Genomic DNA, 23,150 nt, shown 5'->3' with positions numbered 1-23,150 from the left:
GCACGTGGCGCGATACTGGGGGCGGTTGCAGGGCTTGTCACACTTTCCGCCGCCGCTTGTTCCGGAAGTGTTCCTCCCACCGTGGGAACTCCTGCAGGGGAATCGAGCACTGCCCTGGCCACCACCGGTTCCCTGGCAACAGCCTCACCATCACTTTCTTCCCCACCCACACCACAGTCCACTGTGGCGACAGCAACCGAACTCCTTTCAGGAACCCTGAGGAACGTGCTTACCGCGGCTGCCGCCCAAGGCAAGGCAATACCGGATCGGGAAGAGCTCAAGTCCGCTCTTGTCGCCGCCGGAATTCCCGCGGACACCCTAGAAATATCCACTAGCAAGACACCGACTGGACTTGATGTGGATGCCATAGAAGCGGCGGCAAAGTCCGGGGGCGATTGCGTGATCGGACAGATCCGTGGAGGCGCTGTCACGGTTGGCGTATTGCCTGTCCTTGCCAGCGGCAAGTGTTTCGTGGGCGATTCGAGCTAGTCGTCGCCGAAGGGCCTGCCGGACCTGTCCGTCTATCGCGTCGGTCTTCAGAACGGTCTCCGGGAATGTGTGATATCCAGTTCAACCCACTAGATTTGTACGCATGGCGGAATTCATCTACACAATGACCAAGGCCCGCAAGGCCGTTGGCGACAAACTTATTCTGGACGACGTAACCATGTCCTTTTACCCCGGCGCCAAGATCGGCGTCGTGGGCCCGAACGGTGCGGGTAAATCCACCATCCTTAAGATCATGGCGGGCCTGGACACGCCGTCCAACGGCGAGGCACGCCTTAGCCCCGGCTACAGCGTAGGCATTCTGCTCCAGGAGCCGCCGCTGAACGAGGAAAAGACCGTCCTGGGCAACGTGCAGGAAGGCGTCGGTGAAATCTACGGAAAGATCAAGCGCTTCAACGAGATCTCCGAGGAAATGGCCAATCCGGACGCGGATTACGACACCCTCCTCGAGGAAATGGGCAAGCTGCAGGAAGCCATCGATGCCGCCGACGCGTGGGACATCGACTCGCAGCTGGAACAGGCCATGGACGCCCTCCGCTGCCCGCCGGCGGATTCGGACGTCACGGTCCTGTCCGGTGGTGAGCGTCGTCGTGTAGCCCTCTGCAAGCTCCTGCTCCAGAAGCCGGACCTCCTGCTTCTTGACGAGCCCACCAACCACCTGGACGCCGAGAGTGTCCTGTGGCTTGAGCAGCACCTCTCCAAGTACCCTGGTGCCGTCCTTGCCGTCACTCACGACCGCTACTTCCTGGACCACGTCGCTGAGTGGATCGCCGAGGTTGACCGCGGTCACCTCTACCCCTACGAGGGCAACTACTCCACCTACCTTGAGAAGAAGCGGGCACGCCTTGAGGTGCAGGGCAAGAAGGATGCCAAGCTTGCCAAGCGCCTCTCCGAGGAACTCGACTGGGTCCGTTCCAACGCCAAGGGCCGCCAGACCAAATCCAAGGCTCGTCTGGCACGCTACGAGGAAATGGCAGCCGAGGCCGAGCGCACTCGCAAGCTCGACTTCGAAGAGATCCAGATCCCGCCGGGACCCCGCCTGGGCAACATGGTTATTGAAGCCAAGGACCTCAAGAAGGGCTTTGATGACCGTGTCCTGATCGAGGACCTCTCCTTCTCCCTCCCGAGAAACGGCATCGTGGGCGTCATCGGCCCGAACGGCGTCGGCAAGTCGACCCTCTTCAAGACCATCGTGGGACTTGAGCCCCTTGACGACGGCGAACTCAAGATCGGCGAATCGGTCAAGATTTCCTACGTGGACCAGTCCCGTGGGGGCATCGACCCCAACAAGACACTGTGGGAGGTTGTTTCCGACGGGCTGGACCACATCCAGGTCGGCCAGGTGGAAATGCCTTCGCGTGCCTACGTGTCTGCCTTTGGTTTCAAAGGTCCGGACCAGCAGAAGAAGGCCGGGGTGCTCTCCGGTGGTGAGCGTAACCGCCTGAATCTTGCGCTCACGCTCAAGCAGGGAGGAAACCTGCTGCTCCTCGACGAGCCCACCAACGACCTCGACGTCGAAACACTGAGCAGCCTTGAAAACGCACTGCTCGAATTCCCCGGCTGCGCCGTGGTGGTTTCGCACGACCGCTGGTTCCTTGACCGCGTGGCAACGCACATCCTTGCCTACGAAGGCGACGACGAGAACCCGTCCAAGTGGTACTGGTTCGAGGGCAACTTCGAGTCCTACGAGGAGAACAAGGTGGAGCGCCTCGGCCCCGATGCCGCAAAGCCGCATCGCGTCACTCACCGCCGCCTCACCCGCGACTAAGTTTCGTTCTACAGCACAGAGGCCGGCTCCCCCAGGGAGCCGGCCTTTGCCGTAATTGCTGCTTCGGGAAACTAGTCCCGCTCGGCCTTCCGCACCTGGTGCTCCAGGACGCGCGACTGGATGGCGCCGACAACCTTGCTCTTCAGGTCCGTCGGAACCCGGACCATGCCTTCCTGGGCCACTGATGCCACATGCAGGCCCTGTCGATTGAAGATTTTGCCGGTCGAAAGCCCTCGGGCGCCCTGGGCGCTGGGGGATTCCTGGACGTACAGGAGCCATTCGTCCACTCGGGCCGGACGATGCCACCACATTGCGTGATCCAGGCTCGCTACGCTCATTCCGGGAGTCATCCAGCTCAGGCCGTGTCGGCGCAACACAGGTTCCAGGATGGTGTAGTCGCTGGCGAAGGCAAGGGCGGCGCGATGAAGGAATTCGTCGTCGGGCAGCGGACCAAACGTCTTCATCCAGACAGCATTCGTGGCCGTCCTTTCTCCGCTGGCGGATACGTACAAGGCGGGGTCCACATGGCGAACGTCGAAGGGCCGTTCGAAGGCAAGATGCCGGGCGATGGGGTGATCGTATTTGCTGAGCAGGTCCGCCGTACTCGGCAGCGATTCTGGATCTGGGACGCCCGCGGGCATCCCGGACTGGTGATCGACGCCGTCGTCGGTCAGCTGGAACGAAGCAATCATGGACAGGATGGGCACGCCCTCCTGGTAAGCATGTACCCGGCGTGCCGAGAAGGACCGGCCGTCCCTGAGCCGTTGAACCCCGAAGGTGATGGGCTTGTTGGCGTCGCCTGGACGAAGGAAATATCCGTGCATCGAATGGACGACGCGGTCCGGCTCGACCGTCCGCATCCCGGCCATCAAGGCCTGTGCCAGGACCTGGCCACCGAACACCCGCTGCCTCGGCTGCTTCTGCGACGGACCCAGGAAGATGTCTTCGTCGGTACGCGCCCCTTCAAGCTGACCCAGGTCCAGCAGCTCAATCAAAGTGGAAGTCGGATCCTGGAAGACCTGGTTCTGCAGGCCGGTGTGCGCGTCAGTCATGGTTCGACTCTAGACGGCGCCCTGACAGTGCTCAACAAGCACGTACTGCTCAACAAGCGGACACTGCTCAACAAGCGCTATGCCGGTAGAGTCGTTAACGTGTCCGATGTCTTGACCCAATCCGTCCGCTTCGCCGACTCCCGCGATCTGGCCGATCTGCGCACCTTCGTCACCCGAGCCAAAAGGATCGATGACGGGGCAATTAGGCTCCAGGCAGCAGGTTCCGTCCTGGCGGCGTATGTCTGCGTGCTCCGGCCACGGCTGCTGGGGGAGGCTACTCCCACAATTCTCGGCCTTCGGACCATGGCCCTCGCGGAGCCTGCCGAGTTGGATTCCACCGTCTCGCTGGCGTCCGTACTGGACCGTCTTGCCCGATCCTCCGACGACGATGTCGAGCTGCCGGTTCCGCCTACCACAGTGTCCGAGTCATGGGCCGGCGTCGGGGCGCCGCGTTCCGGCTGGGAGCTGCTGGGCAGTATCGCGGACGCAGAGCTGAAGTCTTCGGCTGAGGCGGGAGTTGCCGAGGTGGCCGGAATTGTTCCTGAGAACCCCGGTGCCCTGATCGTGAACAACGCCCGCGCGGCGGTGTGGGGTCGCGGCTTGGAGCAGGCCTGGGGCGTGCCTGCCGGTGCAGCGTTTGCCGCGCTGGCCTTGGGGTTCCTGGCCGACGGCGAACAGCAGCTCTACCGTAATGGGCGCTGGTTCAGGATCAGCAGCCAGCGTGGCCATGTGCTGGTGCGTACAGGGGCCGGCCTCGACTTCGGCGCCGGCGCCTCCAGCCGAAGCACTAACAGGAAGCACTAATTTCCACGGCTAGTTCCCCTCTGAGGCGGAGGGACTGTTGATCATTGTCATCGCGGCGCGCTCCATGTAGTCCCACAGGGTGCCCTCGTGCAGTGGAGACAATCCCAGGGAATCAACCGCTGCACGCATGTGGAACAGCCACCGGTCTTTCGCCTCCGGAGTCACGCGGAACGGCATGTGACGCATCCGCAGCCTTGGATGGCCGCGCTCTTCGCTATAAGTGGTCGGGCCGCCCCAGTACTGCTCAAGGAACATCAGGAATCGGCTCTTGGCCGGGCCCAGGTCCTCTTCGGGGTACATCGGCCGGAGCAGTGGATCCTTGGCAACACCGTCATAAAACACGTCGATAAGCTTCACGAACGTATCGTGCCCGCCGATCGCATCGTAGAAGCTGTCCGTGTAACCCGGCTGGCTGAATGGATCGTTCTGCATAAGCTGACGACCGTGCAGGGGAAGGCTCGACGGCGGTTGTGTCGCCGCCGGGGCTCCCTGACGTTCACCCTGGACAGCCTGGTTCTGGTCTTGCGGCGGATGGGGCGCTGACTGACTGCTCATGCTACTCACTGGCTTTCTGGTCCGGATGCTTTGCTACTGGATTCTGGGATGCCGGCGCTGCGGCTTCTGCCGGCTGCGAAGCTGCTTTCAGGGGCGGCGCGACCTTTGGTTCGTCTTCGTCCTGCGATTCATCCTGCGACTCAGCATCCGAAGGGGGAACGTAGTCGCCTTGGGACCGGTTGCCCACGCGCAGGATTTCGCCATTGCGAAGGTACCAGATGGCGCCGTCGTTGGCTCGGACCCTGGTGATCCTCAGCCCGACGGATTCCACGGTACCCACTACCTCGCTGGTTTCGATGACGTCGCCGATCCCGTATTGGTCCTCGATGGTGATAAAGATTCCGGCGAGGAAGTCGCGGATCAACTGCTGGGCGCCGAAGCCAATCGCGACACCAAGGATTCCAACGCTCGTCAGGAGCGGCGTGATGTCCACATTCAAGTACTTGAGCACATAGATGATCACGATGGTTACGATGACGACGCCAACCACACTGTTGAGCAGGGATCCAATGGTCTCGGCACGCTGGGCCCGCCGCTCATGGTCCAGGGCCCTCAGGGCAGGAGCCACCCAGCGGAAATGCGGCTTCTTGAAGAGCGTGCTCCCACTGGCCACGCGCCTGGTGATCCTGACGATGATGAAGCTGGCGATGAGCCACACGGCCACGCCGACGCCGATGGTAATCAGGATGCCCGCGACATCAATTCTCGCTACATCCGCCGCTACTTCGGGTAGGGGAGAAACATTGGTGTCCATAGACGGAAGTACTCCTGTTGCTTTACTCGTGCGACTTGTTCCGGCTTGTCCTGTTCGCACTTGTCATATTCGCCCTGCGCGGAAAGCTCTGTCTCTCTCCAACCCTATCGCCGTAGGGTGGCGGCATGCGCATCCTGATCCTGGGCGGCACCGCCTTCCTCTCCGCTGAAGTCGCACGCCAGGCAGTCCTGGCTGGACACAATGTCACCTGCCTTGCACGTGGATCCGTGGCTTCCCCGCCGCCCGGGGTGCAGTGGCTGCGCCGGGACCGCACCGTCGGAGACGATGCCTATCCCGATGGCGAGTGGGACGCCGTCGTCGAGATCGCGCGTGACCCTTCCCAGGCGCGCGGCGCGCTCCGGGCATTGGCAGACCGCACAAGGCACTGGACGTTCGTCTCCAGCTGCTCCGTGTATGCGGACCATTCAATCGTCGGCTCCGACGAAGACACAGCTCTCCTTGAGCCGCTTCCGGCAACTGTTCCGTTTACCCCGGAGCGTTATGGGGAAGCAAAAGTGGCCATAGAACTTGCCAGCCGCGAGCTCGTCGGCGCGAAGGCGCACATCTGCCGGGCCGGGCTGATCGCCGGGCAGGGGGACGCCAGCGATCGCTACGGATATTGGCCCGCGCGTTTTGCCCGCAATGAGGACACCGTCCTGCTTCCCGACATCCCGGATTTCCCGACACAGGTCATCGACGTTCGGGACCTCGCCGCCTGGATCCTGAAGGCGGCGGAGCAAGGAATCGTGGGCACCTTCAACGCCGTCGGCGAAGTGGTGCCCTTTGGGGAATATATCGATGAGGCGAGGATCCAGGCAGGCCCGCCGGGGGACGTCGTCGTTGCCGGAGAGGATTGGTTGCAGAGCCATGGCGTGGAGTACTGGTCGGGGCCTGACTCCCTGCCTCTCTGGCTGCCGCCCAATCACGACGGCTTTTGTGCCCGCGCCAATACGGCCGCCCTGGATGCGGGCCTTACCCTGCGCCCCTGGCAGGAAACGCTCCGCGACACGCTGGCTGATGAACGGCAGCGCGGCCTGGACAGGGAGCGGAAAGCAGGGCTGAGCCCGCTGACAGAGGCCCGGCTGGTCGGGGAACTGCTGGCATCCGCGCCGGCAGGGGATTAGACCCCCGCAGGGGATTAGACCAGGCGCAGGCGTCTAGCCGGATGACGCGGTGGCTTCATGCCGGACCGGGAAGTTCACACTGCGGGCAATGAAACAGACCTTGTTGGCCTCATGGTGCAGCTCGGGCAGCTTTTCCAGCTGTGCCGGATCCGCAACAGTGACGTGGGGCTTGAGTGTGACATTCTCAAACTGTCCGCTGCCGTCCTTGTTCAGCCTCATGAGCCCCTCGGCTGAGTCCTCATAGGCGGTGACCACAACCCCGTGCTTGACGGCGACGTGGAGGAAGGAGAGCATGTGGCACTGCGCCAAGGCTGCCAGCAGGAGCTGCTCGGGGTTATAGCGGGTTCGGTCGCCGTGGAAGGTGGGGTCGGCGGAGCCCTTGAGCACAGGCAGGCCCGGGATCTCGACGTCGTGGTCGCGGCTGTAACCCCGATAGGAGGATGTGCCGTCGCCGCGATTCCCGGTCCAGCGGACGCTCAGTTCATAGCGGTGTTCATCCAGGCTCATTGTGATGTCCCGCCTTCGGCGTCGATGGCCCTGGCCCTCAAGGCGCGCGCTACGCCGTCGCGGTTTTCCAGCATCATGCGCCGCAACGCTGTGCTTTCCGGCGGGAGGCCCGCCAGGAAGCCGTCGGTCCGGTCCACGGTTGCCTGCCTGGTGAGCTGCGAGGGATAGAGCCCGACGACGATCTGCTGGGCGAGCGCGTGCGTGCGGGTGGCAACGATGCCCGGCACTGCTTCAAAATACTTCTCTGAGTATGGCTCCAGCAGGCTCGTATCCAGGACCCGCGTGAATCCCGTGACTGCCGAGCCTTGAAGGGCATTGGAAAGCTCGCCCTTCACCACGATGGACTCCCAGGCAGCGGCCTTGGCCTCCGGAGTTGGAATGGCGGCCTTTGCCTGGGCTGCAGCATTCTGTCCATTGGACGTGTTGTCCTGTTCGAGCTCGGCGTCGATGTGTTCCTGGCCGTAGCGGCCCCCCACCACGAGCGAGGTGAGCAGCTCCCAACGCAGATCCTGTTCCACCGCCAGTCCCTGCAAGGGCGAGCTGCCGGTCAACAGGCCCTCGACGGTATCCAGTTGACTGCTGCTGCGGGCCAGGAGGGCGTAGGACTTGACGAACTGCAGCTGGGCATCTGAGCCGGCTTCTGCCGCGGAGGCCAGCTCCCACAATTTGTCGCCGGCGGAGACGATGGTGGCTTCCCGGTGCTCCTCCGCAACGTAGTACGTCAGGGTGGTTGCGAGTTGGCGCAACTGGACGAGGATCACGGACGAATCCGTCTCGTGTGCGATGTTGGCCAGGATGAGTTCCACATAGCCGCGGGCGGGCGTTTCGCCGTCGCGCGCCGCATCCCAGGCCGAGCCCCAGACGAGGGTGCGAGGAAGGCTCGCGGCAAAATGCTTCAGGTGTTCCTTCGCAGTAGCCCAGGACGCCGGGTCCAGGCGGACCTTGGCGTAGGCGAGGTCGTCGTCGTTGAGCAGGATGAGGTCGGGACGCTTCAATCCCATGAGGGCGGGAACCTCTGTCCGGGGACCGTCGACGTCCAGCTCTTCGCGATGCACGCGTTCCAGCCTCCCTTCGCCGGAGAGCTCGTAGAAGCCGACGGCGAGGCGATGGGGACGGAGCGTGGGCTGGTCCTCGATAGCTGACTGGAGGATGGCGAAGGACCGGATAATGCCATCGGCGTCGACATCCAGTTCCGGCGCGAGGGTGTTCACGCCCGCAGTCTCCAGCCAAATGGCGCCCCAATGATCCAGGTCGCGACCACTGGCCTTTTCGAGTTCCACCAGGAGGTCGCTGAGTTCCGTGTTGCTCCAGGCATGCTTCTTGAAGTACTCACGCACACCGGCCATGAACTGATCCTGTCCCACCCACGCCACCAGCTGGCGAAGAACCGAAGCGCCTTTGGCATAGGTGATGCCGTCAAAGTTGACTTCTACGTCCTGTAGGTTGTTGATTTCCGCGAAGATCGGGTGCGTTGTAGGCAGCTGGTCCTGCTTGTAGGCCCAGGATTTTTCCACGGAGGCGAACGTGGTCCAGGCCCTGTCGAACTCCGTTTTCTCGACCGCCGCCAGGTGGGACATGTATTCCGCGAATGATTCGTTGAGCCACAGGTCGTTCCACCAGCGCATCGTCACAAGGTCGCCAAACCACATGTGGGCCAATTCGTGGAGCACCGTGATGGCCCGACGTTCCACCTGTGCTTCAGTGACCTTGCCGCGGAAGACGTAGCCTTCCAGGATGGTCACGGCGCCGGCATTTTCCATCGCTCCGGCGTTGAACTCCGGCACGAACAGCTGGTCGTATTTTTCGAAGGGGTAGGGGAACCCGAACTGGGCTTCAAAGAATTCGAAGCCCTCCCGGGTGAGCCTGAAAATGTTCTCGGCATCCAGGTACTGCATCAGCGATTTGCGGGCAAAGACGCCCAAGGGGATGACCCGGCCGTCCGAACTGGTGACCTCGCTGCGTACGGACTGGTAGGGACCGGCGATCAGGGCCGTGACGTAGGAGGACAGTCGCGGAGTCGGTGGGAATGACCACGTGGAGCGCGCACCGCCGTCGGGGCTCGGCTCTGCTTCGACGGGGACAGGAGTGGGGGAGTTGGAAATAACGTCCCAGTGTGCGGGGGCGGTGACGGTAAACCTGAACGTCCCCTTGAGGTCCGGCTGCTCGAAGACGGCGAACATCCGCCGGGAGTCGGGAACCTCGAATTGCGTGTACAAGTACACCTCATTGTCCACAGGGTCCACGAAGCGGTGCAGTCCCTCACCGGTGTTCATGTAGGGCGCATCAGCCACCACGGTGAGCTCGTTGTCTGCGGCGAGGCCGGGAAGCTGGATACGAACGCCGTCGGAAACTGTGGAGGGATCCAGTTCCTCGCCGTTGAGCACCACTTTGTGTACGGTCCTGGTGATCGCATCGATGAAACTGCTGGAGCCCGGTTCGGCGCTGAAACGGACAACAGTGGTGGAACCAAAGACTTCCGGGCCCTTGGTGAGGTCGAGGGTGACGTCATACGATGCAACGTCCAGCAGCGCGGCGCGTTCCCTGGCCTCGGTACGCGTCAGATTCAGGCCTGGCAAGGTGGTGCCTCCAGATGGGTTTGGATTGCCGGACGGCTGCAGCCGCTTCCGGCACTGTTTGGCCATTCTTTCACTCGAAAAGCCTTTGGCAAGGACGATGGACCACAGTGTCGCGGACAGGCGTAGCGTTAGAGCATGGGCACCTTCCGCGACTCTTTGGATGTCAGGGCGCTCCGCTTTGCGGTGACGTTTCCCCTCCTTCTCGCGGCGGCCTTCGCCGGTTGCGCGCTGCTCCTTCGCGGGGACCTGCCGGACCCCCTGGCCATTGGCTGGAACGCCGACGGCGGCAGCGCCTTTGCCCCGTTCGGCGTCTATGTTGGGGGAGGCGCAGCGTTAATCACCGCGGTTGGCTGGGCAATCTTTGGCCAGGCAGTCCCGATAGCCCGGCCGGTCATCATGCGCCGGATCATGATGGGCCTCGGACTCATGGCGAGCCTGTTCATGACCTCCGTCCTGGCTGCCGGGCTCGTAGGGCAGGCAGGCCTGGCGGATGCCCGGGAATCCCGGGTGGACCTGACAGTCCTGGGGCTGGGCTGCGGGGCTGCACTGGGACTCGGCGTCGTCATGATGTTTGCCTTCAAGCCCGACGACCGGTGGACGCCCGAGGACGACCGCGCCCTTGAGACGGAACTCGCCCTGAATTCGGATCCGGGACTGGCCGAAGACTCCATCAAGCTCTGGGTCCATGCACGCAGTTCAGTGTTTGTCATGATCTGCGTTGCGTCGCTTTTCCCCGCCGCGTTGATCGCCATAGCAGTGCCTTGGCTGGCTGTCGTGGTTGTGGCCGCTGCCGTCATCGGTGCAGCATTCCTGTTCGCGCGTGTCAGGGCAGACCGTTCCGGGTTGCAGGTCTTTGTTGCCGGCGCACTGCGGGTGCTGGACGTGCCCGCGCGGGACATTGCCGGGGCGTCGGCCGCAGACGTCAAGGCTGCCGATTTTGGTGGCTGGGGCTTCCGGCACCATGATGGGTCCACTGCCATGCTGGTCAGCAGCGGACCCGCCGTCGTTGTCCGACGGGTCAATGGCCGCCGGATCGCTCTCAGCGCCGGCACCGCCGCCACCGCGGACAAACTGGCCTCACTCCTTAACAGAATCGCAGCGAGGGCGCAGCGGGATGGTCGGCCACCGGAGTCCTAGTAATCTAGGACCGACCCCCTAACGAACGCGCCCGGCCATGCCGTTCAGGCGCGCCGACTGAATGGACTTCCCGTGACCACACCTCGCGTCCACATTGCCACGGACCACGCCGGCATGGAGCTGAGCGCCCACCTGGTAAAGCACCTGACTTCAAAGGGCTACGAAGTGGTTGATCATGGTCCTAAGGAGTACGACGCGCTGGATGACTACCCGTCCTTCTGCATCAATGCAGGCCTGGCAGTGGTTGCTGACCAGCAGGCCGGAGTGCACGCCCTCGGCATCGTCCTGGGTGGTTCGGGCAACGGCGAACAGATCGCGGCAAACAAGGTCAAGGGTGTGCGCGCGGCGCTCGCCTGGAACCTGTCAACGGCCAAGCTTGCCCGCGAGCACAACGATGCCAATGTCGTCGCCGTCGGTGGCCGGCAGCACAGCGTCGAGGAGGCCACTGAACTGATCGAGGCCTTCCTGAATGAGCCCTTCAGCAACGACGAACGCCATATTCGCCGCATCGGCAAGATCGCGGCATACGAAACTACCGGCGAAGTAATCGCCTAAGGGACGTCCGCTCTTGCCTGAAGGACACTCCATCCACCGCCTGGCGCGCCAGTTCCAGGACGTCTTCGTTGGCCGGCGCCTCCGTGTGAGCAGCCCGCAGGGGCGCTTCGCGTCAGGTGCGGCCCTCTTGGACGATCACGTCCTTGCGGAAAGCACCGCGCATGGGAAGCAGCTGTTCCTGCGCTTTGAACACGCGTTGATCCTGCATGTGCACCTAGGACTTTACGGCGCATGGAGCTTCGGCGGGGACCACACCTTCCAAGGGGCTTCGAGCATTGGCGCGCCGCGAAGGATCGGCGAGCGGGAGCTGCCTGCCGGCACGATTGTGGCCACCTATTCAGGTCCACCCGATCCGGTGGGCGCGGTGCGGGTCCGGCTTGTCTCTGATCATGGCTGGGCTGACCTTCGCGGCGCTACCACGTGTGCCGCTATCTCCGAGGCGGAGGCCGCCACCGTGCTGGGCCGCCTGGGGCCGGACCCCTTACGCAACATGCCGGGGGACCGCGAAGAGTTCGTCCGACGCGTAACGAGGCGCCGCACCGCCGTCGCGCTATTGCTGATGGATCAATCGGTCCTGGCCGGTGTGGGAAATATCTACCGCGCCGAGGTCCTGTTCAGGCAGGGCATCGATCCCTGGCTGCCCGGCGAGTCATTGTCGGCGGAATCGGCCGGGCTGCTCTGGGACGACACCGTGGAACTCATGTCCGACGGCGTCCGGAGCGGCCGGATTGTGACGACGCCGGCGACGTTCTGGTCTGAAAGGCCGGAGGGAGCGCGTGGCGAGGAAGCGCACTACGTCTACAAGCGGCAAGGCTTGCCGTGCCGCCGCTGCGGCACAACCGTCGGCCTGGCGGAGATTGGAGCACGAAAGCTGTACTGGTGCCCGGGCTGCCAGAGCTGAGGACTACGACTATCAACGAGAACGACTGAAGGCCCCCGGACTCGGGGGCCTTCAGTCTCATTCATTTCTTAGTGGAGGGGACGACGGGAATCGAACCCGCGTAATCAGTTTGGAAGACTGAGGCTCTACCATTGAGCTACGTCCCCGGGATGATCCTGAACACCTCGTGGTGCTTCTGATCTTACCGGGAGTTTTCCGGTGGCTTGTTCAAGCCGGATATAACTAAACCTAATTCTGGTGCCAAGTGTCAAATGTGCATTCGACGCCCCTTGGCCGTAGACTGTCCTGTGCATTCACGGGGTGTAGCTCAGCTTGGCTAGAGCACCTGCTTTGGGAGCAGGAAGTCGCAGGTTCAAATCCTGTCACCCCGACTCTGTGTCAGTTCCGGATATCCGCAACACGGCAGAACCCCATCCCACAAAACCAGGAGTACTTAGACTGTGAAGAGCGCTGTCGAGAACCTCACCGCCACGCGCGTCAAGCTCAACGTCGAGGTTCCCTTTGAGGAACTGAAGCCGAGCATCGATGCCGCTTACAAGACCGTTGCTTCGCAGATCCAGGTTCCCGGGTTCCGCAAGGGCAAGGTTCCCGCCAAGATTGTCGACCAGCGCGTTGGTCGCGGCTATGTCCTGGAGACTGCTATCAACGACGGCCTCAACGGCTGGTACCAGGCCGCTGTCCAGGAGACCGGCATCCGCCCGCTCAGCCGCCCTGAGGTTGAGATCACGGAGGTTCCGGATCCTTCCGCAACCGATGGCGAGCTCAAGTTCCAGGTCGAGCTGGACGTCCGTCCCGAGATCGAACTGCCAGACTACGCCGGCATCAAGGTCGAGGTCGCTGCTGCTGAGTCCTCCGACGCCGACGTCGACAAGGCCCTCGACGAGCTCCGCGGCCGCTTCGGCACCCTGAAGCCGGTCGACCGCCCCGCGCAGACCGATGACTTCCTGACCATCGACATCACCGCCACTATCGACGGTGAAGAGGTCGACTCCGCCACCGGCCTGTCCTACCAGGTCGGCGCCGGCACCATGCTGGAAGGCCTCGACGAAGCCGTCGCCGGACTTTCCGTAGACGAGGAAGCCATTTTCGACACCACCCTTGTCGGCGGCGAGCACGCCGGCGAGGCAGCCCAGGTCAAGGTCGTAGTCAAGGCCGTCAAGGAGCGCGAGCTGCCCGAGGCCGACGACGACTTCGCCCAGCTGGCATCGGAGTTCGATACCCTGGCTGAGCTCCGCGAGGACCTCGCCAAGCAGGCCGCCGAGTCCAAGGTCGTCAACCAGGGCGTAGAGGCCCGCGACAAGGTCCTGGACAAGCTCGTTGAGCTCATCGAGGTTCCCGTGCCGGAGTCCGTCGTCGCCGAGCAGATCGAGGCGCACTTCAACCCGGAGAACGCCCACGGCGAAGGTGACCACGACACCGAGGAGCACCGCGCCGAGGTCAAGGCCAACACCGAGCGCGCGTTCCAGAACGAGATCATTCTCGACGCCATTGCGGACAAGGAAGAAGTGGGCGTCAGCCAGAACGAGCTGATCGACTACATCGTCAGCACCGCCAGCCAGTACGGCATGGACCCGAACCAGTTCGCCCAGATCATTGACCAGAGCGGCCAGGTTCCCATGATGGTTTCCGAGGTTCGTCGTCGGAAGGCCCTGGCAGTTGTCCTGGGCCAGGCCGAGGTTGTGGACACCGAAGGCAACAAGGTCGACCTCAGCGACTTTGTCCGTCCCGGTAGCGAAGAAGCAGCTCCGGAGGCGGAAGCCGAAGAAGCGGGCGAGGTTGTCCCCAGCGACGATCCCGCCGCCGTGAAGTTCTAAGGAATGCCCCCGCCCGCCCCCGGATCACAGGATCCGGGGGCGGGCTGCTTTAAGCCGTAAGAGAGCGCATCGGCGGACCGTTCCGCGATCGTGCGCCGTCAGCGAACAGCGCGATTCCCGAGAACAAAACCCCTGTGAAAACGGTTAGTGTCCAAGTAGTGAAGTTCAGTGATGGCACTTCAGTGATGGCACTGTCACCAGCGAGAGGTAAGTAAATATGTCACAGCAAGCAGAGGCCCCCCGGATGGCAACGGTCGATCCGGCGACCCAGGACAACTACATCTACAACCGCCTGCTGAAAGAGCGCATCATCTGGCTCGGTTCCGAGGTCCGCGACGAGAACGCCAACGCAATCTGCTCGCAGCTGCTGCTCCTTTCCGCTGAGGATCCCGACAAGGACATCTACCTCTACATCAACTCTCCCGGCGGCTCAGTAACCGCCGGCATGGCCATCTACGACACCATGCAGTTCATCCCGAACGATGTCGTCACCGTGGCCACAGGCCTTGCTGCCTCCATGGGACAGTTCCTCCTGTCTTCCGGCACCAAGGGCAAGCGCTACGCAACACCCAATGCCCGCATCCTGATGCACCAGCCCTCCGGCGGCATCGGCGGCACGGCATCGGACATCAAGATCCAGGCCGAGCTGATCCTGCACATGAAGAAGGTCATGGCCGAACTCACCGCGGAGCAGACCGGACAGACCGTGGACACCATCCTCAAGGACAACGACCGCGACAAGTGGTTCACGGCTACGGAGGCGCTGGAATACGGCTTCTTCGACAAGATTTCCGCCCACGCAGGCTCCGTCGCCGGTGGCGGCGGAACGCAGAACGCCTCGAACAACTCGAACAACCCGAACTCCGAGAAGTAACCGGCACCAGGACAGAACTGATTTCAGGAGCAATAACCATGAACTACAATTTCGGATCGTCTGCCGGCAACCTGCCCTCCAGTCGTTACGTACTTCCCCAGTTCGAAGAGCGCACACCCTATGGGTTCAAGCGCCAGGATCCGTACACCAAGCTCTTCGAGGATCGCATCATCTTCCTCGGCGTCCAGGTGGACGATGCCTCTGCTGATGACATCATGGCCCAGCTCCTGGTACTGGAATCCACTGACCCGGACCGCGACATCACCCTGTACATCAACTCACCGGGTGGTTCCTTCACGGCCATGACCGCTATCTACGACACCATGCAGTACATCCGCCCGGAGATTCAGACCGTCTGCCTTGGCCAGGCAGCCAGTGCAGCGGCCGTCCTGCTGGCAGCCGGGACACCTGGCAAGCGCCTTGCCCTGCCCAACGCCCGAGTGCTGATCCACCAGCCGGCACTGTCTGGCGGCCAGGGTGGCCAGGCATCAGACCTGGAGATCCAGGCGGCCGAAGTCATGCGCATGCGCACGTGGCTTGAGGACACGCTGGCCCACCACTCGGGCCGCACGTCGGAGCAGGTCAACAATGACATTGAGCGCGACAAGATCCTGACGGCGGCCGAAGCCCAGTCCTATGGGCTGATCGACCAGGTACTGGATTCGCGCAAGATCAAGCCGCAGGCAATCGCGCGGTAGCAACTCAAAGGGCACCGATGTGGTCCACGAAATATGGACTACATCGGTGTTCTGTTTCCACCCAAGCGGTCCAATGTGACCTAGAGTGGAACATGTCACGGTTCCGCCGACCGGTAGCCGCGGCACCAAAAAGGCGGTGCGGGGCAGCACTGGCAGGAAGTAGCGAAGGGATTCACACATGGCTCGGATTGGCGAGAGCACGGATCTGCTGAAGTGTTCTTTCTGCGGAAAGAGCCAAAAGCAGGTGCGCAAGCTGATTGCCGGTCCCGGCGTCTACATCTGCGATGAGTGCATTGAACTCTGTAACGAGATTATTGAAGAGGAACTCGCGGAAGTAGCCGATCTGGGCAGCTTTGAACTGCCCAAGCCGCGTGAAATCTTTGACTTCCTCCAGGAATATGTCATCGGCCAGGAACCGGCCAAGCGCTCCCTGGCCGTCGCTGTGTATAACCACTACAAGCGGATTCAGGCCGGGCACACTCCCAAGAGCGGGGCCCTGGCCGAGGGCGGGCATCACGAGGACGTTGAGATAGCCAAATCCAACATCCTCCTGATCGGACCAACCGGCTGCGGAAAGACATACCTGGCCCAGACCCTGGCCCGCCGGCTCAACGTTCCCTTTGCGGTCGCCGACGCCACTGCCCTGACGGAAGCCGGCTACGTCGGCGAAGACGTCGAGAACATTCTGCTCAAGCTGATCCAAGCTGCGGATTACGACGTCAAGAAGGCCGAACAGGGCATTATCTACATCGATGAGATCGACAAAATCTCGCGAAAGAGCGAAAATCCTTCGATTACCCGTGACGTTTCGGGTGAGGGGGTCCAACAGGCCCTGCTGAAGATCCTTGAGGGCACCGTCGCCTCGGTCCCACCGCAGGGCGGCCGGAAGCATCCGCATCAGGAATTCATCCAGATCGACACCACCAATGTGCTGTTCATCGTCGCTGGAGCTTTTGCCGGGCTCGAGGACATCATCGGGTCCCGTTCAGGCCGCAAGGGCATCGGCTTCGGGGCGCCCCTGAACGAAATCAAGGACAATTTGGATTCCTACGGTGAAGTGATGCCGGAGGACCTCCTCAAGTTCGGGCTGATTCCGGAGTTCATCGGGCGGCTGCCCGTCATCACCACCGTGTCCAACCTTGACCGTCCGGCCCTCATCCAGATCCTTTCGACCCCCAAGAACGCCCTGGTGAAGCAGTACCAGAAGATGTTCCAGCTGGACGGGGTGGAACTGCTCTTCGACGACGACGCCCTCAATGCCATTGCTGATCAGGCCCTGGAACGCGGAACAGGCGCACGCGGACTTCGGGCAATCATGGAGGAAGTCCTCCTGCCCGTCATGTTCGAACTACCCAGCAGGGACGACATCGCCAGCGTTGTGATCACGGCAGACGTGGTAGCCAAGAAGGCGCAACCAACCATGATCGGGCATGAAGTAGCCGCCAAACGTCGGAATAAGTCTGCCTGAGCGGCTGTTGTCACTGACAGTGTGGTCCCATCCGCGGCTCACTGTCCCCACCGTTGTCCACACAAGGAGTTCCCTGTGCCTCAATCGGCTGCCGGCAAGGCAGATTTCTGGTTCGATCCCATTTGCCCGTTTGCCTGGGTTACCTCGCGCTGGATTGAAGAAGTCCAGGAGGCCAGGGGGATCGAGACGGACTGGCACGTCATGAGCCTGTCCGTACTCAACGAAGGACGGGACCTCCCCGCTGAATATCGCGAGAAGATGGACGACTCCTGGGGCCCTGTTCGAGTGATCATCGCCGCCCAAGAGCTTCACGGCTGTGAGTACGTGAAGCCGCTGTACGACGCCATGGGCAACCAGATTCATCACGAAGGCAACAAGGACCACAACTCCGTCATCGCGAAGGGCCTGGCGGAAACCGGCCTGCCCGAAGACCTGGCACGCTTCGCTGAGTCCGATGAGTACGATGACAAGCTCCGAAGCAGCCACGAGGCCGGAATCTCGCTTGTGGGGCAGGACGTAGGTACTCCCGTTGTTGCCTTCAACGGCACCGCATTCTTTGGCCCGGTCCTCACTAGAATTCCCCGCGGTGACGATGCCGGCAGGGTCTGGGACGCCACCGTCGCCCTGGCGGGCTACCCGCACTTCTTTGAGTTGAAGCGCAGCCGCACGGAACGGCCCGAATTCAACTAGCCCGGTCTGCCTGAACTGGACCTCCTGAACGACTCGCAGATGGCCCCGGAATTACATGAGAGTAGTTTTTCCGGGGCCCTTGTGCATCCCGGGACGCAGTACCACAATTGAATTTACCCACTTCGAAAGAAGAGGGACGCAGAAACCAAAGACTCAGTGATATGCACTTAACGCAGCCTTCGGCAAAGTTGAGGCAAGCTATTAGTGATGAAGTAGTAAGACCTGAAATTCTGAGGATTCTGCCAGACTGTCAAAGACATCACGAGACAGCCGAAAAGTCGAAGCCCCACCAACGGCAAAACGCTGATGGGGCTTCCCCTTTGCCCAAAAACTCCGGGACTTGCCCAAAAACTCTGGGACTTGCCCAAAAACTCTGGGACTTGCCTAAGAACTACCCTTCGGCCGGTGCTTCCGCCGGAGCCAGGACGACGTCGCTCACGGTCAGTTCGCCCTCACCGGACACCAGGCTAATATCCCGCGCGTTCGCAGCGGCCTTCAGATCGGCCAAGCCCGCCTTGAGCTGTGTCACCAGCGATTCCGTGGCGGTGATTGTTGCCGACAGCACCTCGGTGCGCTGCTTGACCTTGGCCTCGGACTTCGCCTTGCGGATGCCGCTCAGCGCGAGGCCCACGGTGGCCAGCATGGTGGTGTCGCCGTTGGCAATTTCCAAAGGAGCCGGCCAGGCAGAACGGTGCACGGAGCCCGGACGCCACCAGCTCCAGACCTCTTCCGTGGCGAAGGGCAGGAACGGTGCGAACAGGCGAAGCAGGGAGTCCAGCGCCGTGGCAAGGGCCGCAAGAACCGAGGCCTGCTCCGTCTCGCCGGCGGCGCCGTAGGCCCTGTCCTTGATGAGCTCCACGTAGTCATCCGTGAACTGCCAGAAGAACGACTCGGTGATCTGCAGGGCACGGGCGTAGTCGTAGTTCTCAAACGCCTTGCTGGACTGCGCCACGACGTCGGAGAGCTGGGCGAGCAACGCACGGTCGAGGGGGTTCGACAAGACGGGATCATCACCGGAGACGACCGAGTTTTCGGTCGCTCCGAGGTTGAGCACGAACTTCGAGGCATTGAGCAGCTTGATCGCCAGGCGGCGGCCGATCTTCATCTGGGCAATCTCATAGGCGGTATCCGCGCCGAGCTTTGCCGAAGCGGCCCAGTAGCGGACGGCGTCGGAGCCGAATTCCTCCAGGACCGCGGTTGGAACCACCACATTGCCCTTGGACTTGGACATCTTCTTGCGGTCCGGGTCCAAAATCCAGCCAGAGATAGCCGCATGCTTCCAGGGTGCGATGTCCTGCAGGGCATCGGCGCGCACCACTGAGGAGAACAGCCACGTACGGATGATGTCATGGCCCTGGGGGCGCATGTCGAAGGGGTAGACCTTGGCGAACAATTCCTCGTCCCGGCTCCAGCCGCCCACAATGTGCGGCGTCAGGGAGGAGGTAGCCCAGGTGTCCAGGATGTCGGCATCGCCGATGAAACCGTTGGGCTGTTCGCGCTGGGATTCGTCGTAGCCCGGAGCTGCATCAGCTGCAGGATCCACCGGCAGGGACTCGTCGGAGGGCAGGATCGGGTTCTCGTAGTCGGGATTGCCTTGGGCATCCAGCGGATACCACACTGGGATCGGCACGCCGAAGAACCGCTGGCGGGAGACCAGCCAGTCGCCGTTCAGCCCCGCGATCCAGTTTTCGTAGCGGGAGCGCATGAACGACGGGTGGAAGTTGATTTCCTGTCCGCGGCGGATAAGGCGTTCCCGGAGGTCTTCATCCCGGCCGCCATTGCGGATGTACCACTGGCGGGAGGTAACAACCTCAAGGGGCTTGTCGCCCTTCTCGTAGAAGTTCACCGGATGGGTGATCTTCTTCGGCTCGCCGTCCAGCAGGCCGGCTTCCGCCAGCAGCTCGACGACTGCTTCCTTTGCGGAGAAGACTGTCTTGCCGGCGATTGCGGCGTAGGCCTCCCGCCCGGCGTCGGTGGTGATCCAGTCCGGAGTCTCGGCGATGATGCGCCCGTCCCTGCCGACGATGGCACGGGTGGGCAACTGCAGCTCGCGCCACCAGGTCACGTCGGTCAGGTCTCCAAAGGTGCAGACCATGGCAATGCCTGCGCCCTTGTCCGCCTTGGCCAGGGGGTGGGCCTTGACTTCAAGTTCGGCGTCGAACAGCGGCGAACGCACCGTCTTGCCGAAGAGCGGCTTGTAACGGTCGTCGTCAGGGTTTGCCACCAGCGCTGCACAGGCCGCGAGAAGCTCGGGCCTGGTGGTCTCGATGAAGACCTTTTCGCCGTCCTCGGTGAAGAAGGGATAGCGGTAGTAGGCGCCGGGAACTTCCCGATCCTCAAGCTCGGCCTGGGCGACGGCAGTACGGAACGTGATATCCCACAGCGTTGGAGCTTCGGCCATATAGGCGTCGCCGACGGCGAGGTTGGCGAGGAAAGCGCGCTGGGACACTTCACGCGAAGCGTCGTCAATGGTCCGGTACGTGAGGTCCCAGTCGACTGAGAGGCCCAGGGTCCGGAACAGGCTCTCGAAGACCTTTTCGTCCTCGACGGCGAGTTCCTCACACAGCTCGATGAAGTTCCGGCGGGAGACGACGTCGAAATCGCGCTGGTTCTTCGCGGGCTCTGCAGGCGGGCGGTAGCCGGCGTCGTACGGGATGGCCGGATCGCAGCGGACACCATAGTAGTTCTGCACGCGGCGTTCGGTCGGGAGGCCGTTGTCGTCCCAGCCCATCGGGTAGAAGACATTCTTGCCGATCATGCGCTGGTATCGCGCCAGGACGTCGGTGTGGGTGAAGGAGAACATATGGCCCACATGCAGGGAGCCCGACGCCGTGGGCGGGGGAGTGTCGATCGAGTAGACCTGCTCCCGTGTGGTGTCGGTGTTGAACTTGTAGGTTCCCTCCTGGAGCCAGCGCTGGCTCAGGGCAGCCTCGAGGCCCTCAAGGGCGGGCTTGTGGGGAACGTTGATGGGGGTGGTTGCGGGCGTGTCTGTACCCTGCGTTGATTCAGCCATGGTCCCAATTGTTTCATGTTCCCGGGCCCCGCCCTGCAATAGCATGCATCCATGGCAGGGCTGGCGCACGTACTGGCGCTCAAACGCGTCTACGAGGAGCCCTCCGACGACGACGGGGTCCGGGTGCTGGTGGACCGGCTGTGGCCGCGGGGGATCACGAAGGAGCGGGCCGCCCTTGACCTTTGGCTGAAGGAGATCGCGCCGTCTACGCCGCTTCGGAAAGAGTTCGGCCATATGCGCGAACGCTTCGAGGATTTCAGGCAGCGCTACGAGGCTGAGCTGGATGGCAACGCCGCCGTCGAAACGCTCCTGGAACTTGCCCGCGGAAACAAGCGCGTCACCTTGCTCTATGGCGCCCGGGACCCGGAGGCCAATCATGCACAGGTCCTGCGGGATTACCTGCTGTCCCGGGAAGGCCATTAAGCGGGAAGGTCACTGAGCAGGGGCAAGTCGGCCACGACGCTAAGGTTGTGCCATGACTGAAGCGGTACTGAATAAGACAGCAGTTGTGACCGGAGCCAGCACAGGAATCGGCGAGGCTACCGTGCGGGCGCTTATTGCCGGCGGCTGGAAGGTTTATGCCGTAGCCCGACGCGAGGAGCGGCTGGCCGCCCTGGCTATTGAGACCGGAGCCGTGCCGTTCGCCGCGGACATCAGTGACGACGGCGACGTTGAGGCTTTGCTTGCGGCAGTCGCCAAGGCAGGCGGAGCGGACACCTTGATCAACATTGCCGGCGGGGCGCGTGGAGCAGACACCCTGGCTCACGCCGATACGGACGACTGGGATTGGATGTACAAGGTCAACGTCCTGGGAACCATGAAGATGATCCGTGCCTTCCTGCCAATGCTCCGTGCCCACGGCGAAGGAACCATCCTGAACCTCACCTCCACGGCCGGTTTCGCGGCCTATGAAGGCGGGGGCGGGTACAACGCAGCCAAGTTTGCCCAGCATGCGCTGACCGGGGCGCTGCGCCTGGAGGAAGCCGAGAACAATATCCGGGTCATCGAAGTCGCACCCGGGCTTGTCCACACCGAGGAGTTTGCGCTCAACCGCCTGGGCGACCAGGCCGCAGCCGACAACGTCTATGCAGGGGTTGAGAAGCCGCTGACCGCGGAGGACGTGGCCGACGTCGTCCGCTACGCCGTCTCCCTGCCGCACCATATCAACCTGGACCAGATCATCATCCGGCCGGTAGCCCAGGCCTCGAACTACAAGCTGATCCGCAAAGGCTGAGGCCAGGCTGGCCCTAATCCGAGGAAGGGATGCTCAGCGTGGCCAGCACCGCCGCGTGGTCGGATCCCGGGATCCGGTGAACGGCGTAGCGGGAACCGGCGATTCCCTGGGTGGTGACGACGTGGTCGATGGTGATCCCCGGCAGGGGTACGCCCTCCATCGGCCAAGTAGGAAGCAGCCGCAGGCCAGCTGCAGTCCCGACATCAACCAACTTCGTGCCGCCCTCACCGCCGTCGAGCACCGCGCGAAACTCGGAGTGGTCGTACGTGGCGTTGAAATCACCTATCAGGAGGCGGTTGCCCTGACCTCCCTCCGCGACCAGGTGCCGCAGTGCGGCCAGGTCGCTCCGCCACTGGTGGATGCGTCCCTCAACGGGTGGAAGCGCATGAATATTCGTCACTTCGAGGGTGACGGTGGGGTGTGTGTCCCCAAGTGCCAGCCGGACCCTCGGCATCTCGAATGGCGTGTCCGGCACCATCCCAACGAACTGCATAGGGTGGAGGGAATAGAGTGCGCTGCCGCCGGCACCCCTGGCGAAGTTGCTGACCCTGTTGGGCAGCACGCTTCCCAGTCCCTCAGCCGCCAGCCGCTTCTCCAGGGCCGGTGTATGTTCCTGGACCGCGAGCAGGCCCACGCGCTCTTCGCGGACCAGTCGTACGATTTCCGCGGCATCCGCCTCTCCGAACTGGGAATTGATGTTCATCACGCTCAGCGAGGTGCTTGAGCGGGACGGTGCCGCACTTGGGCGCCCGGCGTCCAACGGGAACAGCCAGAGCAGTTGTGCAGCCAGCAGTACCGCGGCCACGATCATTATCCAGGCACGGCGGCCGGCCAGCGCCAGCCCCAGTGCGAAGACTGCCGGGACCACCATCCACGGGGTGAAGGACAGCAGCTGGACCACCGGCGTCGGCCATTGTGTGAGGACGGCCCGAAAGAAGGACACGGACGCCACCGGCACAAGCAGGGCAATCGCCAGCAACTGACAGGTCAAGGGGGAGACGGCCATGGCACTGAGTCTAGGCAGGAAAGGGTTGAAGTTGTCCGCTCCACCACACCGGTTCCGCAGGTAGGACCGGTTATGGAGTCCCGAAGCTGAGCCGCTAGACTTGATCCACAAGC

The 23,150-nt window shown here is 62.7% G+C and carries 21 protein-coding genes and 2 tRNA genes; 15 read left to right on the top strand and 8 right to left on the bottom strand.

Annotation, left to right across the window (positions count from 1 at the left end):
- Positions 1–81: 81 nt before the first annotated feature.
- Together J7E82_RS08620 and ettA are read left to right on the top strand one after the other, a co-directional pair.
- Positions 82–489 (top strand): hypothetical protein, encoded by a 408-nt coding sequence (locus J7E82_RS08620; protein WP_308113714.1) that lies wholly within the window; start codon positions 82–84, stop codon positions 487–489.
- Positions 490–592: 103 nt separating this feature from the next.
- Entirely contained in the window at positions 593–2,275 is a 1,683-nt protein-coding gene (gene ettA, locus J7E82_RS08615; RefSeq protein ID WP_214862201.1) for an energy-dependent translational throttle protein EttA, read from the top strand.
- Positions 2,276–2,346: 71 nt separating this feature from the next.
- Here ettA and J7E82_RS08610 read toward each other — a convergent pair whose 3' ends face one another.
- The gene (locus J7E82_RS08610; RefSeq protein WP_214862200.1) at positions 2,347–3,327 is read right to left on the bottom strand and encodes an acyl-CoA thioesterase II; all 981 of its coding nucleotides are present in this window, start codon (positions 3,325–3,327) and stop codon (positions 2,347–2,349) included.
- A gap of 99 nt (positions 3,328–3,426) precedes the next feature.
- On the opposite strand from J7E82_RS08610, the gene J7E82_RS08605 reads away from it, so the two are divergent.
- Positions 3,427–4,131 (top strand): hypothetical protein, encoded by a 705-nt coding sequence (locus J7E82_RS08605; RefSeq protein WP_214862199.1) that lies wholly within the window; start codon positions 3,427–3,429, stop codon positions 4,129–4,131.
- A 9-nt stretch (positions 4,132–4,140) separates the two neighbouring features.
- Here the strand turns inward: J7E82_RS08605 and J7E82_RS08600 are convergent, their stop codons facing one another.
- Together J7E82_RS08600 and J7E82_RS08595 are read right to left on the bottom strand one after the other, a co-directional pair.
- A complete protein-coding gene (locus J7E82_RS08600; protein ID WP_214862267.1) occupies positions 4,141–4,563 on the bottom strand; it encodes a globin in 423 nt (140 codons plus the stop codon).
- Positions 4,564–4,687: 124 nt separating this feature from the next.
- Positions 4,688–5,440, bottom strand: a complete 753-nt coding sequence (locus tag J7E82_RS08595) for a mechanosensitive ion channel family protein (protein WP_214862198.1) — start codon at positions 5,438–5,440, stop codon at positions 4,688–4,690.
- A 125-nt stretch (positions 5,441–5,565) separates the two neighbouring features.
- On the opposite strand from J7E82_RS08595, the gene J7E82_RS08590 reads away from it, so the two are divergent.
- Positions 5,566–6,564, top strand: coding sequence for an epimerase (locus tag J7E82_RS08590; protein ID WP_214862197.1), 999 nt, complete (start codon positions 5,566–5,568; stop codon positions 6,562–6,564).
- Positions 6,565–6,597: 33 nt separating this feature from the next.
- Here J7E82_RS08590 and J7E82_RS08585 read toward each other — a convergent pair whose 3' ends face one another.
- Both J7E82_RS08585 and pepN read right to left on the bottom strand, forming a co-directional pair.
- Entirely contained in the window at positions 6,598–7,071 is a 474-nt protein-coding gene (locus tag J7E82_RS08585; protein ID WP_214862196.1) for an OsmC family protein, read from the bottom strand.
- Positions 7,068–9,647: an aminopeptidase N gene (gene pepN, locus J7E82_RS08580; protein WP_251041628.1), complete on the bottom strand. Its 2,580-nt coding sequence runs from the start codon at positions 9,645–9,647 to the stop codon at positions 7,068–7,070. Before pepN ends, J7E82_RS08585 begins: the two co-directional genes overlap by 4 nt.
- Before the next feature lie 135 nt (positions 9,648–9,782).
- Between pepN and J7E82_RS08575 the strand changes: the two genes are divergently transcribed.
- From J7E82_RS08575 to J7E82_RS08565, 3 genes are all read left to right on the top strand, one after another.
- Positions 9,783–10,784, top strand: coding sequence for a hypothetical protein (locus J7E82_RS08575; RefSeq protein ID WP_214862194.1), 1,002 nt, complete (start codon positions 9,783–9,785; stop codon positions 10,782–10,784).
- 72 nt (positions 10,785–10,856) lie between these two features.
- On the top strand, positions 10,857–11,339 hold the full coding sequence (locus J7E82_RS08570) for a ribose-5-phosphate isomerase (protein WP_214862193.1): 483 nt from the start codon (positions 10,857–10,859) through the stop codon (positions 11,337–11,339).
- A 13-nt stretch (positions 11,340–11,352) separates the two neighbouring features.
- Entirely contained in the window at positions 11,353–12,240 is an 888-nt protein-coding gene (locus tag J7E82_RS08565) for an Fpg/Nei family DNA glycosylase (protein WP_214862192.1), read from the top strand.
- 72 nt (positions 12,241–12,312) lie between these two features.
- Here J7E82_RS08565 and J7E82_RS08560 read toward each other — a convergent pair.
- A tRNA-Gly gene (locus tag J7E82_RS08560) sits at positions 12,313–12,386 on the bottom strand.
- Positions 12,387–12,536: 150 nt separating this feature from the next.
- Between J7E82_RS08560 and J7E82_RS08555 the strand changes: the two genes are divergently transcribed.
- The 6 genes from J7E82_RS08555 to J7E82_RS08530 all read left to right on the top strand — a co-directional run bounded on the left by J7E82_RS08555 (position 12,537) and on the right by J7E82_RS08530 (position 17,784).
- Positions 12,537–12,611, top strand: a tRNA-Pro gene (locus tag J7E82_RS08555).
- A 69-nt stretch (positions 12,612–12,680) separates the two neighbouring features.
- Entirely contained in the window at positions 12,681–14,054 is a 1,374-nt protein-coding gene (gene tig / locus J7E82_RS08550; protein ID WP_214862191.1) for a trigger factor, read from the top strand.
- Between the two features lie 244 nt (positions 14,055–14,298).
- A complete protein-coding gene (locus tag J7E82_RS08545; protein WP_214862266.1) occupies positions 14,299–14,928 on the top strand; it encodes an ATP-dependent Clp protease proteolytic subunit in 630 nt (209 codons plus the stop codon).
- A gap of 38 nt (positions 14,929–14,966) precedes the next feature.
- Positions 14,967–15,626 carry an ATP-dependent Clp protease proteolytic subunit gene (locus J7E82_RS08540; RefSeq protein ID WP_214862190.1) on the top strand — a complete coding sequence of 220 codons (660 nt, stop codon included), beginning with the start codon at positions 14,967–14,969 and terminating at the stop codon, positions 15,624–15,626.
- Between the two features lie 178 nt (positions 15,627–15,804).
- Positions 15,805–17,094: an ATP-dependent Clp protease ATP-binding subunit ClpX gene (gene clpX, locus J7E82_RS08535; RefSeq protein WP_214862189.1), complete on the top strand. Its 1,290-nt coding sequence runs from the start codon at positions 15,805–15,807 to the stop codon at positions 17,092–17,094.
- Positions 17,095–17,169: 75 nt separating this feature from the next.
- Positions 17,170–17,784, top strand: a complete 615-nt coding sequence (locus J7E82_RS08530; protein ID WP_214862188.1) for a DsbA family protein — start codon at positions 17,170–17,172, stop codon at positions 17,782–17,784.
- Between the two features lie 391 nt (positions 17,785–18,175).
- Here J7E82_RS08530 and valS read toward each other — a convergent pair whose 3' ends face one another.
- On the bottom strand, positions 18,176–20,797 hold the full coding sequence (valS, locus tag J7E82_RS08525; protein WP_214862187.1) for a valine--tRNA ligase: 2,622 nt from the start codon (positions 20,795–20,797) through the stop codon (positions 18,176–18,178).
- 51 nt (positions 20,798–20,848) lie between these two features.
- On the opposite strand from valS, the gene J7E82_RS08520 reads away from it, so the two are divergent.
- Both J7E82_RS08520 and J7E82_RS08515 read left to right on the top strand, forming a co-directional pair.
- Positions 20,849–21,220, top strand: coding sequence for a DUF488 domain-containing protein (locus J7E82_RS08520; RefSeq protein ID WP_251041627.1), 372 nt, complete (start codon positions 20,849–20,851; stop codon positions 21,218–21,220).
- A 52-nt stretch (positions 21,221–21,272) separates the two neighbouring features.
- Positions 21,273–22,031: an SDR family oxidoreductase gene (locus J7E82_RS08515; RefSeq protein WP_214862186.1), complete on the top strand. Its 759-nt coding sequence runs from the start codon at positions 21,273–21,275 to the stop codon at positions 22,029–22,031.
- 13 nt (positions 22,032–22,044) lie between these two features.
- Here the strand turns inward: J7E82_RS08515 and J7E82_RS08510 are convergent, their stop codons facing one another.
- On the bottom strand, positions 22,045–23,037 hold the full coding sequence (locus J7E82_RS08510) for an endonuclease/exonuclease/phosphatase family protein (protein WP_214862185.1): 993 nt from the start codon (positions 23,035–23,037) through the stop codon (positions 22,045–22,047).
- Positions 23,038–23,150: the final 113 nt, after the last annotated feature.

Origin of the sequence: Arthrobacter sp. ISL-30 (genome assembly GCF_018613855.1) — a bacterium.
Lineage (GTDB): Bacteria > Actinomycetota > Actinomycetes > Actinomycetales > Micrococcaceae > Arthrobacter.
The sequence above is the reverse complement of the archived record's forward strand: the minus strand, read 5'-3'. Positions and strand labels throughout refer to the sequence as shown.